We start from the raw sequence: 22,190 nt of genomic DNA, 5'->3' as shown, positions 1-22,190 counted from the left end.
GGGCGAGGGGTTGTCGGGGGGTCGTGGTGGAGTGGTGCCCGTGAGCCACCCGCCGAGCGCCGACCGCGCTCCCGAGCTGCGCCGTGCCGCCGCGTGGGTGCCGGGCGCGCTGGTGCTCGACGACGCCGCGCGCCGGGTCGTCGAGCACGACGCCGGGTTCCTGCGCGTGCTCGGCGGGCCGGGCACGGGCAAGACGACGCTGCTCGCCGAGCGGGTGGCGCGCCTGCTCCACGAGCAGCCGGGCGCCCGCCCCCTGGTCCTCGTCGGCGACCGCCGCGCCGCCGCCGCCCTGCGCGAGCGCATCGCCGCGCGCCGCCGGGCGCTCGCGGGCCAGGACCCGGGCGCCAGCGCGGTCGGCGAGCCCTTCGTGCGCAGCGTGCACTCCTACGCCTTCGCCGTCCTGCGCCGCCACGCCGACCGCCGGGGCGAGGCCCCGCCGCGCCTGCTGCCCGGCGCCCAGCAGGACGCCATGGTGCGCGAGCTGCTCGCCGGCGAGGTCGCGGGCGTCGGCGCGCCGTCGGGCTGGCCGCTGCGCATGCGTCCGGCGCTCGAGGCGCCCGCCTTCGCCGGCGAGGTGCGCGATCTCCTGCTCCGCGCCGCCGAGCGCGGTCTCGGGCCGCGCGAGCTCACCGACCTCGGCAAGCGCCACGGCGTCCCCGCGTGGCTCGCGGCGGGCCGGTTCTACCGCACGTACGAGGAGGTCACGCTCCTGCGCGCCGCGGCCGGCTCGGCCAACCCGCTGGCGTCGGCCCCACCGCTCGACGCGGCCGAGCTGGTCGCCGCCGTCCTCGACGCCTTCGTCACCGACCCCGAGCTGCTCGAGGCCGAGCGCGCCGCCGTGCGCCACCTCGTCGTCGACGACGCCCACGACATGGACCCCCAGCAGGTCGAGCTCGCCCGCGCGCTGGGCGCCGCCGCCGACGACTGGGTGCTCGCCGGCGACCCGGACTCCTCGGTGCTCGGCTTCCGCGGCGCCGACCCGGCCCTGCTGCGCGACGCCGACCCCGGTGGCCTCGCCACGGTCGTGCTGCGCGCCGACCACCGCAGCCGCCCGGCCGTGCGCGACGCCGTCGCCCGCGTGGTCGCCGCCCTGCCCGGCGCCGGCCCCGGGCGCACGCGCTCGGCACCAGCCGGCGACGACGGTCCCGACGGCGCCGCCACCGTCGACGTCTTCGCCACCGCGGGCCGCCAGGCCGCCGCCGTCGCCGACCGGCTGCGCCGCGCGCACCTGCAGGACGGGGTGCCGTGGTCGCGGATGGCGGTGCTCGTGCGGTCGGTGTCGGGCTCGCTGCCGCCGCTGCGCCGGGCCCTGCTCGCCGCCGGGGTGCCGCTCGCGGTCCCGGCCGACGACACCCCGCTGGCCGCGCTGCCCGCCGTCGCCCCGCTGCTCACCGTGCTGCGGTGCGCCGCGGACACGACGCGCCTCGACGCCGACACCGCGCTCGGCCTGCTCGCCTCGCCGCTCGGCGGGGCCGACCCGCTGGCCGTGCGCCGGCTGCGCCGCGGGCTGCTCCGCCGCCACGAGCTCGGGGGCGGCGCGGCGGAGACGCCCAGCGACGCGCTCATCGTCGACGCGCTGCTCGACCACGTCCGCGAGGAGCCGAACCCCCTGGCCCACCTCACGCCGTCGGAGGGCGCGCCGCTGGGCCGGGTCGGCGAGCTCCTCGCCGCGGCCGCGCACGCGATCCGCGCTGGATCGTCGGTGCCCGACGTCCTGTGGGCGGTGTGGGAGCGCAGCGGGCTGCAGCGGCGCTGGGTCGCGGCCAGCGAGCGCGGCGGGGTCACCGGCGCGCAGGCCGACCGCGACCTCGACGCCGTCGTCGCGCTGGTCGAGCGCGCCGCCCGCTACGTCGAGGACCTGCCCGGCGGCACCGTCGCGGGCTTCGTCGCCCAGGCCGACGACCAGCGCATCCGCGCCGACACCCTCGCCCCGCGCGCCCCCGACGGCGAGGCCGTCGCCGTGCTCACCGCGCACGCCTCCCGCGGCCGCGAGTGGGACGTCGTCGTGGTCCCCGACGTGCAGGAGGGCGTCTGGCCCGACCTGCGTCGCCGCGGCACCCTGCTCGGCGTCGAGCGCCTCGTCGACGTCCTCGCCGGCCTCCCCGACGACCCCGCGGTCGCGGGCCAGGCGCCCCTGCTCGCCGAGGAGCGGCGCCTGTTCGCGGTCGCGCTCTCGCGGGCGCGGCGCGCGGTGCACGTCAGCGCCGTCGAGGCCGAGGACGTCACGCCCTCGCGCTTCCTCGACGACGTCGACGGCGGCGCCTACCTGGGTGCGGGCGACCCCGCCGACGCCCAGCGCCCCCGCAGCCGCCCCGGCCGCGCACTGGTCATGGCCGAGCTCGTCGGCGAGCTGCGCCGCGTCGTCACCGACCCCGACGCCGGCCCGGAACGCCGCGAGCGGGCCGCCGACGGCCTGGCCCGGCTCGCCGACGCCGGCGTGCCCGGCGCCGACCCCGACGCCTGGTACGGCCTGCTCGCGCCGTCCACCACGGTGCCGCTGCGCCCGCCCGGCACGCCGGTCTCGGTCAGCCCCAGCGCGGTCGAGACGATCCTGACCTGCCCGCTGCGCTGGGCGCTGCAGACCCACGGCGGCGACGACGGCGACTCGCTGGCCTCGGTCACCGGCTCGCTCGTGCACGCCCTGGTGCAGCGCGCCGCGGAGGGCGCCGACGAGCGTGAGCTCACCGACGCCCTCGACGTCGCCTGGGCCTCGGTGGACGCGGGCGCGCCATGGTTCTCGCGCCGCGAGCTGGCCAACACCCGGCGGATGCTGGGGTCGTTCCTCGGCTGGCGCGAGCAGACCCGCGCGCACCTCACCGAGGCCGCGGTCGAGCGCGAGCTGGAGGTGGCGGTCACGGAGGGCGTGCGGGTGCGCGGGCGGGTCGACCGCCTCGAGATCGACCCGCACGGACGGCCGGTGATCATCGACGTGAAGACGGGCAAGACGCCGATCTCGAAGGCCGACGCCCAGGAGCACCCGCAGCTCGCGGTCTACCAGCTCGCCACCGCGCTCGGCGCGTTCGCCGAGACCCTCGCCGGCCCCGACGCCACGGCCGCCCGCAGCACGCCCGGCGGCGCGCGGCTGGTCTACCTCTCGCGGGCGGGCGGGGTGGCCAAGGAGCGCGCGCAGGCCCCGCTCGACGACGAGGGGCTGGCGCAGTGGCGCGACGCCGTCGCCTCGGCCGCCCGCGCCACCGAGGGGCCCGGGTTCGTCGGGCGCGAGAACGACTCGTGCCTGCGGTGCCCGGTGCGCACCGCCTGCCCCGTCCACGTGTCGGGGAGGCAGGTCCCGTGACCACGATCGCCCGCACCGGCGTCGAGCTGGTCGACCCCGTCGAGCTCGCCGAGCGCCTCGGGCTGCGGCGCCCCACCGACGAGCAGGCCGCGGTGATCGGCGCACCCCAGGAGCCCGCGCTGGTCACCGCTGGCGCGGGGTCGGGCAAGACCGAGACGATGGCCGCGCGCGTGGTGTGGCTCGTCGCCAACGGCCTCGTGCGCCCCGAGCAGGTACTCGGCCTGACGTTCACGCGCAAGGCCGCCGGCCAGCTCGCCGACCGCGTGCGCCGCCGGCTGCGGGTGCTCGCGGCGTCCCCGCTGCTCGACGAGCTCGACCCCACCGGCGACCGCCGCGTCGCCGCCCGCGCCGGCGAGCCGACCATCTCGACCTACCACGCCTACGCGGGCCGCCTGCTCGCCGAGCACGGCCTGCGCCTGCCCGTCGACCCGGGCGCCCGGCTGCTCTCGCCCACCGCGTCGTGGCAGCTCGCGCACCGCATCGTGTCCACCTGGGCCGCCGACCTCGACACCGACCGCGTGCCCGCCACCGTCACCGCGCTCGTGCAGGCGCTGGCCGGCGAGCTGGGCGAGCACCTCGCCGACGCCAGGGCGCTGCGCACCCACGCCGAGCGCTTCGCCCGCGCCGTCGAGGACGCGCCGCGCGCCAAGGGTCAGCGCGCGGCGCTGCCGCAGGCGCTGGCCAACCAGGTCGCCGCCCAGCGTTTCCGGGCGGCGCTGCTGCCGCTGGTGGACGAGCTGGCCGAGCGCAAGCGCTCCGAGCGCTGCCTCGACTTCGCGGACCAGATGGCCGCCGCCGCCCGCCTCGCCGAGCAGCACGAGGAGGTCGGGGCGGCCGAGCGCGACACGTTCCGCGCGGTGCTGCTCGACGAGTACCAGGACACCGGGCATGCGCAGCGGATCATGCTGCGCTCGCTGTTCGCGGCCGACGAGGGCACGTCGGTCACCGCCGTCGGCGACCCCTTCCAGTCGATCTACGGGTGGCGCGGGGCGAGCGCGGCCAACCTGCCCCGCTTCGTCACCGACTTCCCGCGCCTCGACGCCGAGGGCGAGTTCGTGGCCGCCGCCCGGCACGGCCTGCTCACGAGCTTCCGCAACCCGCCCGAGGTGCTCGCCCTGGCCAACGGCATCGCCGAGCCCCTGCGGGCCAGCGGTGTCCTGGTCGACGAGCTGCGCCCGCGGCCCGGCGCGCCGGCCGGCGACGTGCGGGTCGCGCTGCACGGCGACGTCGAGGCCGAGCGGGCCTGGGCCGCCGACGCCATCGCCGACCGCTGGCGGGCCGCCGCCGACGCGGGGCGCGAGCCGCCGACCACCGCGGTGCTCGTGCGCCGCCGCGCCGACATGAGCGCGCTCGCCGCCGCCCTGCGCGCCCGCGACCTGCCCGTCGAGGTCGTCGGCCTCGGCGGGCTGCTCGACGAGCCCGAGGTGCGCGACGTCGTCTCCGCGCTGCGCCTGGTGGTCGACCCGCTGGCCGGCGGGGCCGCGATCCGCCTGCTCACCGGGGCCCGCTGGCGCATCGGCGGCGCCGACCTCGCCGCCCTGTGGCGCCGCGCCCGCGAGCTGGCGGCGCCCGCCACGGGCGCCGGCCACCACACCGTGAGCGACGCCGTCCCCGACCCGGTCGCCGCGGCGCTGCCCGGCGAGCACGCCGAGCGCGCCGGGCTGGTCGACGCCCTCGACGACCCGGGGCCGGCGGCGCGCTACTCGGCGGCGGGCTTCGAACGCCTGCGCCACCTCGCCCACGAGCTGGCGATGCTGCGCCGTCGCGTCACCGCGCCGCTGGTCGACCTCGTCGCCGACGTCGAGCGGGTGCTGCTGCTCGACGTCGAGACCGCGGCGCGCCCCGGACCCGTCGGGCGCGCGCACCTCGACGCGTTCGCCGAGGTCGTCGCCGACTTCTCCGCCGGCGCCGCGTCCTCGGGCGGCACGGCGACGGTCAGCGCGCTGCTCGCCTACCTCGACGCCGCCGAGGAGGCCGAGGACGGCCTGACGCCCGGCGAGGTCGACGTGGCCGACCCCGCGACGGGCGGCACGCGGGTCCAGGTGCTCACGGTCCACGCCGCCAAGGGTCTCGAGTGGGAGCTCGTCGCCCTGCCCCACGTCTGCGACAAGATCTTCCCGGGCACCAAGCGCTCCGGGTCCTGGCTCACGTCGATCGCGTCGCTGCCGGTGCACCTGCGGGGAGACCGCCCCGACCTGCCCGAGCTCGAGCTCGACGGCGCCGCCGACCGCAAGGAGGTCGCGGAGCGGCTCGACGCCCACGAGCGGGCGTTCGACGAGCGTCGCCTCGTCGAGGAGCGGCGCCTGTTCTACGTCGCGCTCACCCGCGCCGAGCACGCGCTGCTCGTCTCCGGGCACTGGTGGGGCGAGACCGGTGACTCCGCACGTGGGCCGTCGGACCTGCTCGCCGAGGTCGGGGAGCTCGCGGCCCGGGGCGACGGGCGGTGCGGGGTCGTCGACACCTGGGCGGAGCCCCCGGCCGAGGACGACGCCAACCCCCTCGCCGCTGCGGTGCACGAGGCGCCGTGGCCGCTCGACCCGCTCGGCTCCCGCCGCGCGGCCGTGGACGAGGGCGCGGCCCTCGTCCGGGCCGCCCGCCGGCGCCGGGCGGAACAGCCAGAGCAGCCGGACCCGCCGGAGCACGCCGAGGAGACGACGGCGCCGGAACAGGCCCCCGACCCCGACGGCTGGGCCGCCGACATCGAGGTGCTGCTGGCCGAGCGGGCGGCGGCGCGCGACCGGCACGCGCGGGTGCTGCTGCCGCCGCAGCTCTCGGTCAGCCAGCTCGTCGACCTCGCTGCCGACCCCGACGCGCTGGCCCGGCGCCTTCGACGCCCCGTGCCCCGGGCGCCCGACCCGCGGGCGCGGCGCGGCACCGAGTTCCACGCGTGGCTCGAGCGCTGGTTCTCGGCCACCGAGCTGCTCGAGTTCGACGAGCTGCCCGGTGCCGCCGACGAGGAGGCCGCGGACGCCGCCGACCCGGCGGGCGCCGCCGACGCCACCGCGCTGCGCGACCGCTTCACCGCCAGCCGCTGGGCCACGCGCACGCCGGTGGCGGTGGAGGTGCCGTTCGAGACCGAGGTCGCGGGCACGCTGGTGCGCGGGCGGATCGACGCGGTGTTCGCCGACCCCGACGGCGGCGCGACCGTCGTCGACTGGAAGACCGGCGGGCTCCCGCGCGACGACGCCCTCCCGGCCCTCGCCGTGCAGCTCGCGGCGTATCGGCTGGCGTGGGCGTCGCTCTCGGGCCTGCCGGTGGAGCGCGTGCGGGCGGCGCTGCACTACGTGCGCCACGACCGCACCGTCGCCCCCGCCGACCTCCTCGACGCCGCCGGCCTGCGCGCGCTCGTGGCCGCGGTGCCCGAGGAGCTGCGGGTGCCCGAGGGCGACCCGGAGGCCCCGCCGGCCGCGGGCCCGGAGCGCGACCCGGACGCCGACGACGGCCCGGACGAGGACGTCGACCCCGATCCCCGCTGACGCCGGACGGACTGGCGCATCATCGAGGGGTGAGCAACACCGAGATCGCGCCCGCCGAGGTCCACAGCGCCCCGGGCGGCGCCGCGCCGGAGGTCGAGGTCCTGACGCCGCGGGCGGTGCCGCTCGGCGGGCCGCGGGCGATGACGGTGCGCCGCACCCTGCCCCAGCGGCAGCGCTCGCTGGTGGGCGCGTGGTGCTTCGTCGACCACTACGGCCCCGACGACACCGCGGGCACGGGCGGCATGGACGTCCCGCCGCACCCGCACACGGGGCTCGCGACCGTGAGCTGGCTGTTCACCGGCGAGGTCGCGCACCGCGACAGCCTCGGCACCCACGCGGTCGTGCGGCCCGGCGAGCTGAACCTCATGACCGGCGGGCACGGCGTCGCCCACTCCGAGGTCAGCACGCCGGACACCACCGTGCTGCACGGCGTGCAGCTCTGGGTCGCGCTGCCCGACGACGCCCGCGACGCCCCGCGCGCCTTCGCCCACCACGTGCCCACGCCGGCGGATCTCGGCGGCGCCACTGCCCGGGTGTTCCTCGGCGAGCTCGGCGGCACCGCGTCGCCGGTCCCCACCGCGACCCCGCTGCTCGGCGCCGAGCTACTCCTCGAGCGCGGCGCCCGCCTCGCGCTCCCGGTCGACCCCACCTTCGAGCACGCCCTGCTCGTCGACCGGGGTCGCGTCGCGCTGCAGGGTCGGCCCCTCGCGCCGGCCGAGCTCGGGGTCGTCGACCCCGGGCCACGCACGCTGGAGATCACCGACACCGGCGACGAGCCCGCCCGCCTCGTCCTGCTCGGCGGCCCGCCCTTCGGCGAGGAGATCGTCATGTGGTGGAACTTCGTCGGCCGCAGCCACGACGAGATCGTCGAGTTCCGCGCGGCGTGGGAGGCCGGGAGCGAGCGCTTCGGCGAGGTCGAGGGCTACGTCGGTCGTGACGGGCGCCGGGGCGCGGCCGCGCGCCTGCCCGCGCCCGTCCTGCCCCACGCGACGATCCGCCCGCGCGGCAACCGTCGGTGATCGTTCGACGCACCGCGATGTCGCGCAGCGTGTCGATCGGCCTACCGAAGTCAGTCTTGTTGCACGCAGGGTGACTCCCTACCCTGGGTCGCCACCGCCGTTCACCGAGACAGACGGCAAGGACGATCACGGAGCGTGTCATGACCGAGCTGGGTGAGACCACGGCGACGACGGCCCCGTCGCGCTCGGAGGCCCTGGACCTCGCGGAGCTCCGCTCCGCCGTGGCCGGCCCCGTGCTCGCGCCCGGGGACGTCGAGGCGGTCACCGAGCTGGCCGGCTTCAACCTCGCGCCGGAGCACGCGCCGCTCGCGGTCGTCGGCGCCACCAGCGCGCAGGACGTGGCCGCGGCCGTGCGGTGGGCCGCGGCGCGGGGGATCGCGGTCGGGGTGCTGGCCACCGGCCACGGCGACCTCGAGCAGCGGGGCACGCTCGCGATCACCACGCGGCGCATGGACCGCGTCGACGTCGACCCCGTGACCCGCCGCGCCGTCGTCGGCGCCGGCGTGAAGTGGGCGCGCCTGGTCGAGGCGGCCGCGCCCCACGGCCTCGCCGGGCTCAACGGCTCGTCGTCGGACGTCGGGATCGCCGGCTACACCACCGGCGGCGGCGTCGGCCCGTTCGTGCGGAAGTACGGCTTCGCGAGCGACCGGGTCCGGCGCCTGCAGGTCGTCACCGGCGACGGGGAGATCCGGGACGTCACCGCCGACTCCGACCCGGAGCTCTTCGACGTCGTCCTCGGCAGCAAGGACGCGGTCGCGCTGGTCACGGAGCTCGAGTTCGAGCTGATCGAGGCGCCGGAGATCTACGGCGGCAGCGCGTTCTGGGTCGCCGACGACATCCCCGCCGTGCTGCGCGCGTGGCGGGCGTGGGCACCGACCCTGCCCGAGGAGATGACGACGTCGGTGGCGATCCTGCGCGCGCCCGACATCGAGGCCGTCCCGCCGCCCCTGCGCGGGCGCACGCTCGCGCACCTGCGCGTCGCGTTCCTCGGCGGGGCGGACGAGGGCCGCGCGCTGCTCGCCCCGATGCGCGCGGTCGCGCCGCCGATGATCGACATGATCGACGCGATGTCCTACGCCGCGATCGACACCGTCCACCTGGACCCGACCGACCCCATGCCGTTCTGGGCCGACGGGTGCTTCCTCGCCGACGTCGACGACGCCACGATCGACACCGTGCTCGGCGTGGCCGGCCCGGAGCGCGAGCTCCCGCTCCTGCTCGTCGAGCTGCGCCACCTCGCGGGCGCCGCCGAGCACGGCACGCAGGGCCTCGCGCCGCGCGACGCCCGCTTCATGGTCGGTGTCGTCGGGCCGCTCGTGCCCGAGCTGCGCGACGTGGTGCCGGCCGTCGGGCGCGGCACGCTCGACGCGCTGGCGCCCTGGGCGGCGTCGCGCACGGGCCTGAACTGGGTCAACCCGTACCGCGCCGCCGAGCGCCCCGCGCTGGCCTGGGGGCCGCGGGAGATCGAGCGCATCGACGCCGTGCGCCGCCGCGTCGACCCCGCGGGCGTGCTCGGCGCGGCGCGGATGGGCCTCGCCTAGGGCTAAGCGGCCTCGCGGTGCACCCGCAGCGCGTGGGCGACCATCGGCACCTGCAGCGGCAGCCGCGCGTACGCCACCGCCCGGTACGGCCACGGGCGGCGGCGCCAGTCCCACGCCATCTGCACGTTGGCCGGGAACACGGCGACGAAGAGCGCCGCGGCGGCCAGCGCGCCGAGCCGCCGGGTGCGCGGTGCGGCGACGGCGGCGCCGACCGCGAGCTCGGCGACCCCGCTGGCGTAGGTCCAGAATCGGGCCGACCCCGGCAGCCACGGCGGGACGATCGTGTCGAACGGCTGCGGGACGACGCCGTGCAGCACGCCCATCGTCATCAGCGTCCCGCCCATCACGGTGGGCGGCGGGGAGGACGGGCGGCGCGCGCGGCGGATCATGCGCAGCACCCTGGCAGACGCGCGCGTCAGCGGCCGACCGCGTAGCCCTGCATCCCGCGCGGGTTCGCCGCGCCCCACAGCACGCCGCGGGCGCGGTCGATGCCGACCGCCGAGAGCCGGCCCAGCGTCCACGGCCCGCTGCGGGTGACGCGGTGCCCGCGGCGCTCGAGGCCCGCGATCACCGCGGCGCCGAGGCGGTCCTCGACCACCGCGCCCCCGGGCTCCCGCTGGCGCGGCCAGAACGAGCTGGGCGCCGACGTCGAGTGCAGCGCCGGCGCGTCGATGGCCTGCTGCGGGTCGTAGCCGCCGACGAGGGTGCGCAGCAGGTACAGCAGCTGCCACTGGTCCTGCTGGTCGCCGCCGGGCGAGCCGACGGCGGTGACCGGGCCGCCGTCGTCGAGCACCAGCGTCGGGGTCAGCGTGGTGCGGGGCCGCCGGCCCGGGGTCAGTGTCGCGGGCAGGCCCTCCTGCAGCCACGTCATCTGCAGGCGCGTCCCGAGCGCGAAGCCCAGCTCCGGGATCGTCGGCGACGACTGCAGCCACCCGCCCGACGGGGTCGCCGAGACGATGTTGCCCGCGCGGTCGACGACGTCGAGGTGACACGTGTCCCCGCGCGTCTCGCCGGCGAGGGTGACGGTGGGCTCGCCGACCGCCGCGCCGCCCGTCAGCGCGGGCGCGGAGTCGGCGACGGCGAGGTCGGCGAGCACCGGGTCGCGCCCGTCGAGGCGTCCCGGGCGCAGGTCGGGCGAGGCGGTCTCCCCGATCAGCGCCCCGCGTTCCGCGACATAGTCGGGGGCCAGCAGCGCGCCGACGTCGACCGGGTCCCCGGACTCCCCGAACCACGCGTCCCGGTCGGCCTGCGCGAGCTTGGTCGCCTCGAGCACGAGGTGCGCGCCGGTCTCGGAGGACGGGTCGAGGTCGGCGTCGTCGAAGCCCTCGAGCACCGCCAGCGCCGCGAGCAGCGCCGGCCCCTGGCCCCAGGCGGGCGTCTTGGCGACGCGCCGGCCGCGGAACTCGCCGACCGCGGCGTCGGTGACCCGCGCCCGGTAGCCCGCGGTGTCGGCGACGGTCAGCACGCCGGCGTGGTCGGTGCCCGAGGAGTGGCGGTGCGGGGCGCGGACCGACGCGGCCACCGCCTCGGCGACGAACCCCTCGGCCCACACGGTGCGCACGGCGTCGATGCGCGCCGCCCGGTCGGGGCCCTGCGCCGCGGCGACGAGGCGGGTGAGGGTGTCCGCCCAGGCGGGGTTGCGCAGGACCTCGCCGCGGCGCGGCGGCCGGTTCCCGGGCAGCCACAGCGCGGCCGAGGTGGGCCAGTGCTGGCGGAAGAGGTCGGCGACGGCGCCGATGGTGCTCGCGACCCGCGGCACCGCGGGCACGCCGTCGCGGGCGTAGCCGATCGCGGGCGCGAGGACGTCGCCGATCTCCCAGCTCCCGTGGTCGCGCAGCAGCAGCCACCAGGCGTCGACCGCGCCGGGGATCGCCGCGGCGAGCGCCCCCGCACCGGGCACGCGATCGAGTCCCTCGGCGCGGTAGTGCGCGGCGGAGGCCCCGGCGGGCGCCGGGCCCTGGCCGTCGAGCACCCGCGGCGTCCGGTCGTCCGCGGTGGCGAACACCGCCGTCATGTCGCCGCCGGGCCCGTTGAGGTGCGGCTCGACGACGTGCAGGACGAAGGCGGCGGCGACCGCGGCGTCGAACGCCGTGCCGCCGCGCTCGAGGACGCCCATCGCGGTGGCCGACGCGGCCCAGTGCGTCGACGCGGCCATCCCCACCGTGCCCTCGAGCACGGGGCGCGTGGTGAAGTCCGGGGGCGGGGTCCATCCCGTAGGCGTCACGGGACCAGGAGAGCCGACGCGGCGGGGCGGACGGAAGAGTCCTCTTTTCATATCGAAGAGTATTGACGAGCTACTCGAACTCCGCCAGGCTCCCCACCAGACGCCCCTGCTCTCCGAGGAGACCCCGATGACCGCGACCGCCGCGCCGCACGCCCCCGCACGTTCTCGCGGCGCCGAGATCGGGCTCTGGACGCTGCAGGTGCTGCTGGCCCTGATGTTCGTCGTCGCGTCCGGGGCGCCGAAGCTGTTCGGCGAGGCCTACGCGGTGCAGCTCTTCACCGACCTGGGGGCCGGCCAGTGGCTGCGCTACGTCGTCGGGGTCCTCGAGATCGCGGGGGGCATCGGCCTGCTGGTCCCGCGGCTCACGCGGCTCGCGGCGGTCTGCCTGATCGCCCTCATGGTCGGCGCAACGGTCGCGCAGCTGTTCTTCCTGTCCGAGGGCTTCTGGTACACGCCGGTGATCCTCGGTGTCCTGCTCGCCGTCGTCGCGTGGTCCCGGGGGCCCGCTAGCGTGCGGGCATGACCAGTACGGCGGCCGGGACGTCGGCCGAAGCGCGCGAGGTGGCCGTCCGCGCCGAGGGGTTCGTCGAGGACCTGCAGACCTGGCTGCGCATCCCGTCCATCTCCGCGGACCCGACCCACCACGGCGACGTCGCCCGGTCCGCGGCGTGGCTCGCCGACCGGCTGCGCGCCGAGGGGTGGCCGCACGTCGAGGTGTGGGATGACACCGATGCCCTGCCCGCGGTGTACGCGTCGTGGCCCTCGGAGGACGCGGCCGCGCCGACCGTCCTCGTCTACGGGCACCACGACGTGCAGCCCGCGGACCTCGCCGACGGCTGGTCGTTCGCGCCGTTCGAGCCCGAGGTCGTGGGGGAGGAGCTGCGCGGGCGCGGCGCCTCGGACGACAAGGGCCACCTCGCGATGGTGCGGCTCGGCATCGCCGCGCACTTGGCCGCGACCGGCGCGGACGCCCCGGCGGTGCACCTCAAGCTGCTCGCCGAGGGGGAGGAGGAGTCGGGCTCGGCGCACCTCGCGTCGCTGCTCGCCGCGCACCGCGAGGCGCTGGCGTGCGACGCGATCGTCGTCACCGACACCGGCATGGTCAGCCGCGACGCGCCCACCGTGTGCACGGGCATGCGCGGGATGGTCGACACCGAGGTCGTGTTCCGCGGCGCGTCGGTGGACCTGCACTCCGGGCAGTTCGGCGGCGCGGTGCCCAACCCGGTCACCGAGCTCGCGCGCCTCGTCGCCGCGCTGCACGACGACCACGGCCGCGTGCAGGTGCCCGGCTTCTACGACGACGTGCGCCCGCCCACCGACCGCGAGCGCGCTGCCTGGGCCGCGCTGCCGTTCGACGAGCCGGCGTGGCTGGCGGGCTCCGCCGCCGGGGCCCGCGCCACCGCGGGCGAGGAGGGCTGGAGCACCTATGAGCGGCTGTGGGCCCGTCCGACCGCCGAGGTCAACGGCCTGCACGGCGGCTACGGCGGCCCCGGGCACAAGACGATCGTCCCGCACGCGGCGACCGCGAAGCTGACGTTCCGCCTCGTCGCCGACCAGGACCCGGCGCGCGTGCTGGCGGGCGTGCGGGAGTTCGTCGCCGCGCACACCCCGCCCGGGGTCGAGGCCGAGGTGATCGCCGGCGGCCCCGGCGTCCCGCCGCTGATCTGCGACGTCGACTCCACGCTGGTCACGACGATCCGGGAGGCGATGGGCGCGGCGCTCGGCGCCGAGGTGCTGCCCGCGCGCGAGGGCGGCAGCGGTCCCGAGGCCCTGCTGTCCACCGAGCTCGCCGCCCCGCTGGCGTTCCTCGGGGTCATGCTGCCCTCGGACCGCATCCACGCCCCCGACGAGCGCGCCGTCCTGCCCCTGCTGCTCGCGGGTGCGGAGGCCACCGCGCACCTGTGGCGGCTGCTGGGGTCGCGCGGGCTCTAGTCGCTTGCGTTCGAGCGTCGCCGACGAGTCCTCGACCCGCCGCCGGGGTGTGCGGGCCTACGCGCTCGACCCCGACGCCGCCCGCCCGTGGGCGGTCTCCGCGGAGCGCCGGGCGTGGACGCGTTTGCCTGACGGCGTGTGCGCGCTTGTCCGTGCCTGGGCACGGGCAAGCGCGCACGAGGCGTCAGCCAAAGGTGTGACGGCCGCGGCGGCGTGTCGGCTCGCGGGCCGCCCGTCACCCACCCGTCCCAGGGAACCGGCGCGGTGTCACCCGGCGGGGTCGGCGAGCGGGTGTCGGGCCGGTCGCGGAGCGGTCGGACGTCCCCGGATCGCCTAGCAGACGCCGGATCGTGAGCAGCGGAGATGCCTCGATCGTGGGGGCGTCGCGGGTGTTTGAATCCCGTCCGTGTCATCCACGAGGGCAGCGGCGGGGTCGGCTCTGGATCGTTCCCACCTGGTGCGCGGCGCCCGCCGCGCCCCGGTGCGGCCGACGCGCACGCGACGCGGCGGCCCCGTGCTCGGCATCCTGCTCGCGCTGGCGGTCGGCGCCGGTGTCGCGGTGTGGCTGATCCTCGCGGCCTTCCCGGTCGGCGCCCGCGCGGACGCCGTCGGGCCCGCGCCCGCGGGTCCGGGGCCCGTCGAGGTCGTCGGCCCGGCGACGGTCGTGGCGTCGAGCTCGTGCGTCGGCGAGGACCCCCGCGACACGGTCGCGGTCGACGGTCCGGCCGGTCGCCGCCTCGTCCCGCTCGACGGGTGCGGCAGCCCGATGGGCGCGCGCATGACGGTGCGCGTCGCGTTCGTCGGTGGCGAGCCCGCCGACGCGCCGGCCCGGGTGCTCGGCACCGGCTCGTCGGCCGCGCTCGTCGACGAGGACGACGCCGGCGCCTCCCCGCTGACGGGTCGCCTCGCGATCCTGCTCACCGGTGTCGCCGCCCTCGGCATGGCGGGACTGCTCGTCGCCGTGGTGCACGACCGCCGCCGCCGGACGGCGACACCGCGCACCTCGCCGCCGGCCCGCCGCCGCCCCGTCACCACGACGGCCTCGCGTCCCGCGGCCCCCGCCCGCCGCCGCGAGACGGAGCGCACCACCGAGCCCGCTCCTGCGGCCGAGCGCACCCACCGGCCCGCGTCGCGCCCCGCGCGCGCCCCGCGGGCGGGGCGTCCCGCCGGCCTCGACGCCGGGCGCCGCCTGCCCGCCCAGCGCGCCGGGACGTCGCGCAGCGCCCGCGGCAGCGGCACCGGGACGCGCCGCCCGGCCGCCGGACCACACCGCGGATAGGGTCTCTCCATGTGACCTCCAGCGTGACCGCCCCTCACCAGGGGCTCTACCGCCACGTGCTCGACAACGGGCTGCGCGTGCTCCTGGTGCCCGACCCGGCCGCCCCGGTGGTCGGCGTCGCCGTCCACGTCGACGTCGGGTTCCGCTCCGAGCCCGAGGGGCGCACCGGCTTCGCGCACCTCTTCGAGCACCTGATGTTCCAGGGCTCGGAGAGCCTGGAGAAGCTCGCGCACTTCCGCCACGTGCAGTCCTCGGGCGGGGTGTTCAACGGCTCGACGCACCAGGACTACACGAACTACTTCGAGGTCCTGCCGTCCGCGGCGCTCGAGCGCGCGCTGTTCCTCGAGGCCGACCGGCTGCGCGCGCCGAAGCTGACCACCGAGAACCTGCGCAACCAGGTGGACGTGGTCAAGGAGGAGATCCGCCTCAACGTGCTCAACCGGCCCTACGGCGGCTTCCCCTGGATCCTGCTGCCGCCGGTGCTCTACGACACCTACCCGAACGCCCACAACGGCTACGGCGACTTCACCGACCTCGAGCAGGCCGACCTCGACGACGCCGCCGCGTTCTTCGACGCCTACTACGCGCCGGGCAACGCCGTGCTCACCGTCGTCGGCGACCTCGACCCCGCCGAGGCCGCCGAGCTCGTCGAGCGGCACTTCGGCGACATCCCCGCGCGCCCGGTGCCGCAGCGCCCGAGCTTCGCGGAGCCCGAGCCGACGGCCGAGCGCCGCGACGAGGTCGTCGACGTCAACGCCCCGCTGCCCGCGCTGGCCCTGGGTCACCGCCTGCCCGACCCGGACACCGACCGGCACGGCTACCTCGCCCACGCCGTGCTGGCGAGCCTGCTCACCGACGGCGAGGCCGCGCGGCTGACCCAGCGCCTGGTCTACGGCGACGAGCTGGTCACCGACGTCTCGGCCTCGTGCGGGCTGATGGGGGCCCCGCTGGACGCGCGCGACCCCGACACGTTCACGATCACCGCCGTGCACCCCGGTGACGTCGACCCGCAGCGGATCACCGCCGCCGTCGACGAGGAGCTCGCGACCCTCGCCGCCGACGGCCCCGAGCCCGAGGAGCTGCGCCGCGTCACCGCGCGCTGGGCGTCCTCGCTGCACCGCGAGCACGACCGGCTGATGAGCCGCATGCTCGCCCTCGGCTCCGCGGAGCTGGTCCAGGGCCGCGCGGAGCTCGCCGACGAGCTGCCCGGCATGATCGCGGCCGTCGAGCCGGCCGCGGTCGCCGCCGCCGCCGCGCGGCTGCGTCCCGACGCCCGCGCCGTCCTCACCGTGACGCCGGGAGGTGCCGCGTGACCACCTCGACGCGACGGAACGCCGAGGAGATCGGCAGCACGCCCACCGGCCCGCGCCCGCTGCCCGCGCTGGGCCCGCAGCGCACGGTGCCCGCGCCCGAGGAGGTCGACACCGTCCTCGCCTCGGGCCTGCGCGTCATCGCCGTGCGCCGCGCCGAGGTGCCGATGGTCGAGCTGCGCCTGCGGGTGCCGTTCGCCGACCACAGCGGGCAGGAGGACTCCGACCACGCCGCGGTCGCCGAGGTCCTCGCCACCACGATCCTCTCGGGCACCACGAGCCGCAGCCGCGTCGCGGTCGACGACGAGCTCGCCGGCGTCGGCGCCGAGATCGGCTTCTCGGTCGACCCCGAGCGCCTGTCGGTGTCCGGGCACGCGCTGGCCGAGGGCACGGACACGCTGCTCGAGGTGCTCGCCGACCTGCTGGTGGCGGCCGCCCACCCCGACGACGAGCTCGCCCGCGAGCGGGACCGGCTCGTCGAGCGGATCGAGCTGGCGTCCGCCCAGCCGTCGGTGATCGCCCGGCGCGCGCTGCAGGAGCGCCGCTACGGCCACCACCCGGTCACGCGCGAGATGCCGCGGCCCGAGGAGGTCACCGCGGTGACCGCCGACGCGGTGCGCGCGCTGCAGGGCTCGGCGCTGCGCCCGGGCGGCTCGGTGCTCGTGCTGGTCGGCGACCTCGACCCGACCGACGCCGTCGGCCGCGTCGAGCGCGCGCTGTCCGGGTGGTCGACGGGGCAGGCCGTCGGCCTGGACGCCCTGCCGCCGCTGACGCCGCGCGACCTGCTGCTGGTCGACCGGCCGGGCTCGGTGCAGTCGCAGCTGCGGCTCTCGGCGCCCGCCGTGGGCCGGACCGACCCGCGCTATCCCGCGCTGCAGCTGGCAAACCTGACGCTCGGCGGCTACTTCTCGTCGCGGCTGGTCGAGAACCTGCGCGAGGACAAGGGCTACACCTACCACGCGTCGTCGAGCCTGGAGCTCGACCCGCACGGCGCGGTCCTGAGCGTCGAGACCGACGTCGCCTCCGAGGTCACCGCGCCGGCGCTGCTCGAGGCCCGCTACGAGCTGGGCCGCCTCGCGGTGGTGCCGCCCACCGCCGACGAGGTCGAGTCGGCGCGGCGCTACCTCGTCGGGTCGTTGCTGATCTCGATGACCACGCAGGCCGGCTACGCGTCGACCGTGGCCGCGCTCGCCGCCCAGGGCCTGTCGTCGTCGTGGGTGCGCGAGCACCCGGCGCGGATCGAGGCCGTCGGTGTGGACGAGGTGGCCGCGGCCGCAGCGGAGTTCTTCGCGCCGACCCGGTTCACCGGCGTCGTCGTGGCGGACGCCGGACGTGCCGGCCCCGGGCTGCGCGCCCTCGGCGGGGTGGAGATCCCGTGACGTCAGGGACCTCCGGCCCCGACCTGCGCGCCGCGTTCCACCTCGACGCCGACCCGGCGCTGTCGCGCTCGACGGTCGACCGCCGCGAGCAGCTGCGCGTCGACGCCGACCACGTGGCGGCCCTGTGGCCGAAGGCGCAGGTGGTGCTCGTCGACCCGCACGGCCGCACGCCGGTCGAGCGTGGCGAGGACGGCACCCTCGCGCTGACCCTCGCCGCGTCCCCGCAGGTCGGGGCCGCGGTGCCCGAGGGCGCGGTGCTGCTCGGCGAGGAGGACGGCACCGCCTACTGGGCGCTGCGCGTCCCCGACCCCGCCGAGGCGCACGGGAACGACGCGGGGTCCGGGTTCCTCACCGAGGAGCAGTGGGCGCGCAGCGGGGGCGGGCCGGACCACGAGAACTGGACCGACCTGCGCTCGTCGGGCGCCGACCTCGACGCCCGCGGCGCGGGACTGCTGACCACCGCGGTCGCGCTGCTGAACTGGCACGAGCGCAACGGCTTCTGCGCCCGCGACGGCTCGGAGATGTACCCGATCAAGTCGGGGTGGGCGCGGCTGTGCACCGCGCACTCCCACGAGGAGTACCCGCGCACTGACCCGTCGATGATCTGCCTGGTGCACGACGGGGCCGACCAGGTCCTGCTCGCCCGCCAGCCGATCTGGCCGGCGGGCCGCTACTCGGTGCTGGCGGGGTTCGTCGAGGCCGGCGAGTCGCTCGAGGCGTGCGTCGCCCGCGAGTGCGCCGAGGAGGTCGGGGTCGACGTGCACACGGTCTCGTACCTCGGGTCGCAACCGTGGCCGTTCCCGCGGTCGCTGATGATCGGCTTCGCGGCCGTCGCCGACCCCGACCAGCCCATCAAGCTCCAGGAGGGCGAGATCGAGAGCGCCCGCTGGGTCACCCGCACCGAGCTGCAGGCCGCGCTCGACGCGGGGGAGTGGTCGCACCGCGACGGCGCCGCGCGCGGTGCCCAGGGCGTCGGGGGCACCGCGTTCGAGGCGGGGGCGGGGCGCGAGCTCATCCTCCCCGGCGGCGTGTCCATCGCCCGCGCGATGCTCGAGGCGTGGGCCGCCGCCGGCTGAGGCGGGCTCGGGACGACTAGGAGGCGGCCTCGACGCGCGCCAGGGTCTCCTTGACCTCGCCGAAGCTCGGGTTGGTCGCCGCGCTGCCGTCGGGGTAGACGACGGTCGGCACGGTGCGGTTGCCGCCGTTGACCTTCATCACGATCTCCGCGGCGTCGGGCGTGCGCTCGATGTCGACCTCGTCGTAGCCGATGCCCTCGCGGTCGAGCTGCATCTTCAGACGTCGGCAGAAGCCGCACCAGCTGGTCGTGTACATCGTCATCTGCGCCATGTCCGGTCCAACGCATCACGGCCCGGTTTCAGTCCTCCACGTGACCGAAGCGGTGCCGGGTGCGGCTGATCGCCTGCTCACGCAGCACGGTCAGCAACTCCCGGCGCCCGTCGGCCACCACCGGCGCGTCCAGCAGCGACGCGCCCGCCGACGCCGCCGCGCGCCGCAGCGCCTCGGGCGCGGTCCCGACGACACGGAGGCGCTCGGCGGGACCGGGGTCGACGTCGTCCGGCCCGATCGCCGACAGTGGCACGCCCGCGCAGGCCGCCGCGAGCCGCACCCGCAGCACGTCGCGCGCCGTGCCGTCCGACGCCACCACGAGCCGCAGCGACGGCAGCGGCCGGTACCGGAACACGTTGGCCTCCGCCCGCAGGCCCGTCGGGTCGTGCTCGACGGCGAACTCGTCGCGCCACGCCGCCGCGTCCGACCCGGCCGCCGCGCGCAGCCAGGTCAGGTCGTCGGCGGCGAAGCCCGGGGCCGCGTCCGCCAGCACCCCGGCGACGGCCGGCGAGAGCGGCGCCGACGGCAGCGCATCGAGGGCGCCGTCGTGCCACGTCCCGAACTGCGCGACGTAGTTGGGGCCGCCCGGCTTCGCGCCCGCTCCGACGACCGAGCCCTTCCAGCCCCCGAACGACTGTCGCTGCACGATGGCGCCGGTGATGTGGCGGTTGACGTAGGCGTTGCCGACCTCGACGCGCTCGGTCCAGTGCGCGATCTCGTCCGGGTCGAGCGCGTGCAGGCCGCCCGTGAGCCCGTAGCCGGTGGCGTTCTGCACCTCGATCGCCTCGTCCAGCGTCGCCGCGTGCACCAGCCCCAGCACCGGCCCGAAGCACTCGGTGCGGTGGAACCACGACCCCGCCGCCACGGGCTCCTTCACGCCCGGCGTCCACAGGGTCGCGTCGAGGCGCCGGGGCTCGACGAGCCAGCGCTCGCCCGGGTCGAGCCGGGTCAGCGCCCGCTCGAGCTCCGCGCCGGGCGGCCCGATCAGCGGGCCCATCGTCACCGACGGGTCGCTGCCCCGGCCGACGCGCAGGGTGCGCACGGCGTCGACGAGCTGGCGGTGGAACCGCTGGCCGGCCGCGGTCCGGGTCGAGGCGACCGGGCCGACGAGGATCGCCAGCGACGCCGCCGAGCACTTCTGCCCGGCGTGCCCGAAGGCCGAGCGCACGAGGTCGGCGACCGCGAGGTCGGGGTCGGCGCTGGGCGTGACGACCAGCGCGTTCTTGCCGCTGGTCTCGGCCACCAGGCGCAGGCCGGGGCGCCACGAGCGGAACAGCGCCGCGGTCTGCGACGCCCCGGTGAGCACGACGTGGTCGACGGCGGGGTGGGTGACCAGCCGCCGCCCGGCGTCGCCCTCGTCGGTGTGCACGAGCTGCAGCGCGTCGGCGGGGATGCCGCCGCGGTGCAGGGCGGCGACGCCGACCTCGGCACACGCCCGCACCTGCGGCGCCGGCTTGATCACCACCGACGCGCCGGCCGCGAGCGCCGCGACGCAGCCGCCGAGCGGGATGGCGATCGGGAAGTTCCAGGGCGGGGTGACGACGACGACCCGGTCCGCGGTGAACGGGGCACCATCGAGCTCCTGGGCGCGGTCGGCGTAGTACGCCGCGAAGTCGACGGCCTCGGAGATCTCGGGGTCGGCCTCGGCGATCGTCTTGCCGGCCTCGCCGACCATCACGGTCAGCAGGTCCCCGCGCGCGGCGGCCAGGGCCCGCGCCGCCTCGCGCAGCACCGCGGCGCGCTCGGCGGGGGCGCGCTCGCCCCAGGAGGACCCGGCGGCCCGGTTGACGACGGCGTCGACGGCGGCGGGATCGGTGAGCTCGGGCTCGCGGACCGCTGGGGGGTCGGTCGCGATGGCCCGCAGCGCCCAGGCGCGGTTGGCCGGCAGGGAGGGGTCGGTGTCGGGCTCGTTGCGGAAGCGGTCGGGGAGCTCGACGTGCTCGGTCGCCCGGTCCTGCGTCCGCCGGGGCGTCGCGGCCACCGCGTCGCGGTCGCGCACCGACGCCCGGAACCGGTCCTCGTACGAGGCCGGGCCCGCGTCGGAGAACAGCGCGTAGAGGTAGTTCTCCGGCGACGCGTTCTCCTCGAGCCGGCGCACGAGGTAGGAGACGGCGGCGTCGAAGTCGCCGCTGTGCACCACGGGCGTGTAGAGCACGAGCTGCTCACGGACGTCGCGCGCCACCACCCGGGCCTGCGCCGGCGCCATGCCCTGCAGCATCTCGACGTCGACCTGGCGCTCGGCCCCACGGGCGGCGGCGAGCTCGACGGCCAGCGCGACGTGGTGCAGGTGGTGGCTCGCGACCCCGAGGCGCAGCGCGTCGACGAGGTCGCCGCCGATCGCGCGGTCGAGCAGCCGCACGTAGTTCGCGTCGACCTCGGCCTTGGTGGCGTACGGGGCCTGCGGCCAGTCGTGCAGCTCGGCGTCGACCTGCTCCATCGACAGGTTGGCGCCCTTGACCAGCCGCACCTTGATCGGCGCGCCGCCCGTCGCGGTCCGCTCGCGGGCGAAGGCGGCCAGCTCCTCGAGGGCGCCGAGCGCGTCGGGCAGGTAGGCCTGCAGCACGATCCCCGCGGGCAGGTCGTGGAACTCCGGGCGCGCCAGCAGCGTGGTGAACAGCGCGACCGTGAGGTGGAGGTCCTTGTACTCCTCCATGTCGAGGTTGACGAACGACCCGGTGTCGCGGGCCAGGCGGAACAGCGGCGTCAGGCGCTCGACGAGCCGGTCGCGGCTGCCCTCGAGGTCCCACGGCACGAGCTGGCTCGCCACCGACGACGCCTTGACCGACACGTAGTCGACGTCGCCGCGGCGCAGGAGCTCCATCGTGCGCTCGAGGCGCCGGTCGGCCTCGTCGTCGCCGAGCACCGCCTCGCCGAGCAGGTTGAGGTTCAGCCGGAAGCCCTCGTCGCGGGCCTCCTGCAGGCGCCGGGTCAGGCCGCGCCCGTCGGCGTCGACGATGAGGTGCCCGACCAGCTGCCGCAGCCGCCGGCGCGCCAGGGGCACCACGACCCGCGGCGCGCGGGGCGCCAGCGCCGCCCCGGCGCGCAGCAGGGCCTTGTCCGCCCCGCCGACGAACGCCGGCAGCGGCGCGCCCGGCCCCGCGAGCCGCGCCAGCTCGCGCGCCGCGGCGTGGTCGTCGGCCGGGCGGGCGACGCGGTCGACGAAGCGCAGCGTGAAGTCGACGCCCGCCGGGTCGTGCATGAGCGCCGCGAGCTGCGCCGACGGCCCGGTGGCCGTCTCCGCGGACCCGGCGCGGGCCCACTGGTCGGCCCGGGCGACCGCCCGCTCGACGAGGTCGTCGGGGATGCCGGTGCTCCCGGGGGCCGGTGCGAGCTGCTCGGTCATGTCTCCATGGTGGCCCTCGCGACGCCTCCGGTCTCCCCGTGCGAC

At 77.5% G+C, this 22,190-nt stretch carries 14 protein-coding genes; 10 read left to right on the top strand and 4 right to left on the bottom strand.

The window, feature by feature from the left end:
- The first annotated feature begins 40 nt into the window (after positions 1-40).
- The 4 genes from ACQPX6_RS23905 (at position 41) to ACQPX6_RS23890 (ending at position 9,331) form a co-directional block, all read left to right on the top strand.
- Positions 41-3,295 carry an ATP-dependent helicase gene (locus ACQPX6_RS23905; RefSeq protein ID WP_433782982.1) on the top strand — a complete coding sequence of 1,085 codons (3,255 nt, stop codon included), beginning with the start codon at positions 41-43 and terminating at the stop codon, positions 3,293-3,295.
- Positions 3,292-6,771, top strand: a complete 3,480-nt coding sequence (locus tag ACQPX6_RS23900) for an ATP-dependent helicase (protein WP_433782980.1) — start codon at positions 3,292-3,294, stop codon at positions 6,769-6,771. The genes ACQPX6_RS23905 and ACQPX6_RS23900 overlap by 4 nt, the downstream gene beginning before the upstream one ends.
- 29 nt (positions 6,772-6,800) lie before the next feature.
- Positions 6,801-7,790, top strand: coding sequence for a pirin family protein (locus tag ACQPX6_RS23895; RefSeq protein WP_433782978.1), 990 nt, complete (start codon positions 6,801-6,803; stop codon positions 7,788-7,790).
- Positions 7,791-7,930: 140 nt separating this feature from the next.
- Complete coding sequence (locus tag ACQPX6_RS23890; protein WP_433782977.1) at positions 7,931-9,331, top strand: FAD-binding oxidoreductase; 1,401 nt, start codon at positions 7,931-7,933, stop codon at positions 9,329-9,331.
- A 2-nt stretch (positions 9,332-9,333) separates the two neighbouring features.
- Here the strand turns inward: ACQPX6_RS23890 and ACQPX6_RS23885 are convergent, their stop codons facing one another.
- Complete coding sequence (locus tag ACQPX6_RS23885) at positions 9,334-9,720, bottom strand: DoxX family protein (protein ID WP_433782975.1); 387 nt, start codon at positions 9,718-9,720, stop codon at positions 9,334-9,336.
- 26 nt (positions 9,721-9,746) lie between these two features.
- Entirely contained in the window at positions 9,747-11,486 is a 1,740-nt protein-coding gene (locus ACQPX6_RS23880) for a gamma-glutamyltransferase family protein (RefSeq protein WP_433788343.1), read from the bottom strand.
- A 196-nt stretch (positions 11,487-11,682) separates the two neighbouring features.
- On the opposite strand from ACQPX6_RS23880, the gene ACQPX6_RS23875 reads away from it, so the two are divergent.
- The 6 genes from ACQPX6_RS23875 (at position 11,683) to nudC (ending at position 18,531) form a co-directional block, all read left to right on the top strand.
- Entirely contained in the window at positions 11,683-12,078 is a 396-nt protein-coding gene (locus ACQPX6_RS23875) for a DoxX family protein (RefSeq protein WP_433782973.1), read from the top strand.
- On the top strand, positions 12,075-13,487 hold the full coding sequence (locus tag ACQPX6_RS23870) for a M20/M25/M40 family metallo-hydrolase (RefSeq protein WP_433782972.1): 1,413 nt from the start codon (positions 12,075-12,077) through the stop codon (positions 13,485-13,487). Before ACQPX6_RS23875 ends, ACQPX6_RS23870 begins: the two co-directional genes overlap by 4 nt.
- 457 nt (positions 13,488-13,944) lie before the next feature.
- Positions 13,945-14,766 carry a hypothetical protein gene (locus ACQPX6_RS23865; protein WP_433782970.1) on the top strand — a complete coding sequence of 274 codons (822 nt, stop codon included), beginning with the start codon at positions 13,945-13,947 and terminating at the stop codon, positions 14,764-14,766.
- A 23-nt stretch (positions 14,767-14,789) separates the two neighbouring features.
- Positions 14,790-16,079: a M16 family metallopeptidase gene (locus ACQPX6_RS23860; RefSeq protein ID WP_433782968.1), complete on the top strand. Its 1,290-nt coding sequence runs from the start codon at positions 14,790-14,792 to the stop codon at positions 16,077-16,079.
- Positions 16,076-17,455, top strand: coding sequence for a M16 family metallopeptidase (locus ACQPX6_RS23855; protein WP_433782966.1), 1,380 nt, complete (start codon positions 16,076-16,078; stop codon positions 17,453-17,455). Before ACQPX6_RS23860 ends, ACQPX6_RS23855 begins: the two co-directional genes overlap by 4 nt.
- A 23-nt stretch (positions 17,456-17,478) precedes the next feature.
- Positions 17,479-18,531, top strand: coding sequence for an NAD(+) diphosphatase (nudC, locus tag ACQPX6_RS23850; protein ID WP_433788342.1), 1,053 nt, complete (start codon positions 17,479-17,481; stop codon positions 18,529-18,531).
- Positions 18,532-18,547: 16 nt separating this feature from the next.
- On the opposite strand, the gene ACQPX6_RS23845 is transcribed toward nudC, so the two are convergent.
- Together ACQPX6_RS23845 and ACQPX6_RS23840 are read right to left on the bottom strand one after the other, a co-directional pair.
- On the bottom strand, positions 18,548-18,802 hold the full coding sequence (locus ACQPX6_RS23845; RefSeq protein ID WP_433782965.1) for a mycoredoxin: 255 nt from the start codon (positions 18,800-18,802) through the stop codon (positions 18,548-18,550).
- 28 nt (positions 18,803-18,830) lie between these two features.
- Positions 18,831-22,145 (bottom strand): proline dehydrogenase family protein, encoded by a 3,315-nt coding sequence (locus ACQPX6_RS23840; protein ID WP_433782963.1) that lies wholly within the window; start codon positions 22,143-22,145, stop codon positions 18,831-18,833.
- Positions 22,146-22,190 lie beyond the last annotated feature (45 nt).

It is taken from the genome of Actinomycetospora sp. CA-101289, from assembly GCF_050955895.1.
GTDB lineage: Bacteria > Actinomycetota > Actinomycetes > Mycobacteriales > Pseudonocardiaceae > Actinomycetospora.
This window is presented reverse-complemented; position numbering and strand designations above follow the sequence as displayed.

Excerpts from the sequence above, each read along its gene's own strand:
- ACQPX6_RS23890 (WP_433782977.1), top strand. The coding sequence starts at position 7,931 with ATGACCGAGCTGGGTGAGACCACGGCGACGACGGCCCCGTCGCGCTCG.
- ACQPX6_RS23885 (WP_433782975.1), bottom strand. The coding sequence starts at position 9,720 with ATGATCCGCCGCGCGCGCCGCCCGTCCTCCCCGCCGCCCACCGTGATG.
- ACQPX6_RS23880 (WP_433788343.1), bottom strand. The coding sequence starts at position 11,486 with ATGGCCGCGTCGACGCACTGGGCCGCGTCGGCCACCGCGATGGGCGTC.
- ACQPX6_RS23875 (WP_433782973.1), top strand. The coding sequence starts at position 11,683 with ATGACCGCGACCGCCGCGCCGCACGCCCCCGCACGTTCTCGCGGCGCC.
- ACQPX6_RS23870 (WP_433782972.1), top strand. The coding sequence starts at position 12,075 with ATGACCAGTACGGCGGCCGGGACGTCGGCCGAAGCGCGCGAGGTGGCC.
- ACQPX6_RS23845 (WP_433782965.1), bottom strand. The coding sequence starts at position 18,802 with ATGGCGCAGATGACGATGTACACGACCAGCTGGTGCGGCTTCTGCCGA.
- ACQPX6_RS23840 (WP_433782963.1), bottom strand. The coding sequence starts at position 22,145 with ATGACCGAGCAGCTCGCACCGGCCCCCGGGAGCACCGGCATCCCCGAC.